The sequence below is a fragment of the Streptomyces sp. P5F9 genome (genome assembly GCF_057961495.1).
On sequence record NZ_JBXVPZ010000824.1, the window covers coordinates 1 to 2,130 of the forward strand.

The 2,130-nt window shown below is 69.6% G+C and carries 2 protein-coding genes; one reads left to right on the forward strand and one right to left on the reverse strand.

The window, feature by feature from the left end; genetic code table 11:
- Positions 1-272: 272 nt before the first annotated feature.
- Positions 273-464: a DUF5999 family protein gene (locus AC31A1_RS50565; RefSeq protein ID WP_033283380.1), complete on the forward strand. Its 192-nt coding sequence runs from the start codon at positions 273-275 to the stop codon at positions 462-464.
- Between the two features lie 107 nt (positions 465-571).
- Here the strand turns inward: AC31A1_RS50565 and AC31A1_RS50570 are convergent, their stop codons facing one another.
- Positions 572-2,023, reverse strand: coding sequence for a glycoside hydrolase family 43 protein (locus AC31A1_RS50570; RefSeq protein ID WP_489659777.1), 1,452 nt, complete (start codon positions 2,021-2,023; stop codon positions 572-574).
- Between the last annotated feature and the right edge of the window lie 107 nt (positions 2,024-2,130).

Below are 2,130 nucleotides of genomic sequence, written 5' to 3' on the forward strand. Positions count from 1 at the left end.
CGTCACCCCCGTACCCCGCCGCCGAATTCCCGGCAGCGGGGTACGATCGCGTTTCCGGCCCTTTCACGCTCGTAACGCTCGTCCGAGCACGAAAAAGCTCGTACGAGCTGGGAATTGGGATGAACCGTCCGCGCGGGTGACGCGTCTTGAACCTGTGAGAAGCGGTGCTGCTAAATCCCTGCGGATTGACGTCCATGGGGCAACACTGGGTTCGGACCGACTCAACACCACGGGGGACGGACATGACCACAACAGAGCGAGAGATCCCACCAATGTGCAAGCACCAGCCACCGTGTCCCACAGCCGAATCCGCCGACCGGGAATCCGCCCGCCTCATGGCGCACCACCCGGAACAGGGCTGGAGCCTGCTGTGCAACGGCGTTCTCCTGTTCGAGGACACCGGTGAGCTCCTGCCCGACGGGCAGATCATCGCCCCGCACCGCCAAGTGGTGACAGCCGCTTGAGCATTTCCCGCGTGAGCATTTCAGGGACATGAGGGGCCGGCCGCACACATGAGGTGCGCACCGGCCCCGACGCATTTTCGGGGTCGGTCACCCCGCGTAGTCGCCCGCTATCGGAGTGCCTCCTGGTAGTCGAACCAGTCGAAGGCCGATTCCCCCTCACTCACGTACATGCCGATCACCCGTCCGGTGAATCCCCCTGCCACTTGCGTGGACAGATAGCGTCCGTCCAACTCGGCCAGTTCTACGGCGCCTTCGGGACCCTCCACGGAGAACGTGAGGGTGTCGGGGCCGCGCGTACCGACATCGGCCGTGCTGATGTCGACGGTCAGGGTGAGTGGACCGGGCCGCACCGCGTGCTTGGCGACCCGCTGCCGCACCGGGCCGATCCGCACGACCACGCTCACCACTCCCCCGGCGACCTCGATGTCGTAGTGATGCGCCTCGTCCATGCGGACGGAGAGGCCGGCGCGGCCGGAGCCGGGGTCGATCCGGGTGGAGGCACGGCAGTCGGGGTGCTGTTGGCGGCGACCGAGGAACACCGGGGCGGACTTCGCGTCGAGGGTCAGCCAGCCCGGGCGCCCGGTCAGTGACCAGCTGCCGTCCGGCCTGCTGCGCGGGGAGATCCAGGAGTGGGCGAGGGCCGGGGCGTCGAAGTCGTCGCGTACCGGCGGGAGTTCGAAGGGATGCCAGGCCTCCGGCGCAGGGTGCTGTTCCCGTACCGGGCCGACCCTTGGCCAGCCGTCCACCCACTCCACCGGGGTCAGGAACGTCTCACGGCCGAGCACGTGGAAGCCGGGGAACCAGCCCCGGGGCCGGGTGCCGAGCAGGACCATCCACCAGGTGCCGTCGGGGGCGCTGACCAGGTCGGCGTGGCCGGTGCTCTGGATGGGGAGGTCGGTGCTGCGGTGGGAGAGGACCGGGTTGGCGGGGGCCGGTTCCCAGGGGCCGCGCGGGGAGCGGGCGCGGGCGATGGAGACGCTGTGGCCGTCCGAGGTGCCGCCCTCGGCGATCATCAGGTACCACCAGTCGCCGACGCGGTAGAGGTGCGGGGCCTCCGGGTGCTGGAGTCCGGTGCCGGACCAGATCGGGAGCGGGCCCTCCAGGACCTTGCCGGTCGCCGGGTCGATGCGGGACACCGTCACCCCGGCGACGGCGCACCAGCAGGTGCCGTCCTCGTCCCAGGCCAGGTCGGGGTCGATGCCGGGCACGTCGACGAGCACGGGGTCCGACCAGGGGCCCTCGGGCCGGTCGGCGGTGACGAGGAAGGTGCCCTTGCCGCGCACGTCGGTGGTGATGAGGTAGAAGCGGCCGTCGTGGTGGCGGAGCGTGGGGGCGTAGATGCCGGCCGAGGCGGGGGTGTTGTCCGGGAGGTCCAACTGCCCTGGCCGGTCAAGGACGTTGCCGATCTGACGCCAGTGCACCAGGTCCCTGCTGTGGAAGAGCGGAACTCCGGGGAAGTACTCGAAGCTGGAGCACGCGAGGTAGTAGTCCTCGCCGACCCGGCACACGCTGGGGTCGGGGTGGAAGCCGCCGATGACCGGGTTGTCGTAGGTCCGCATGGGTCTCCGCCCCTCCGTCCGGCCCGTGCTCGAAAGTTTCGGGCCGTATGCCGAATATTACGGAGCCGGACTGTAGGTGGAACCTTCGACGGGGGCAAGGGCGGGTG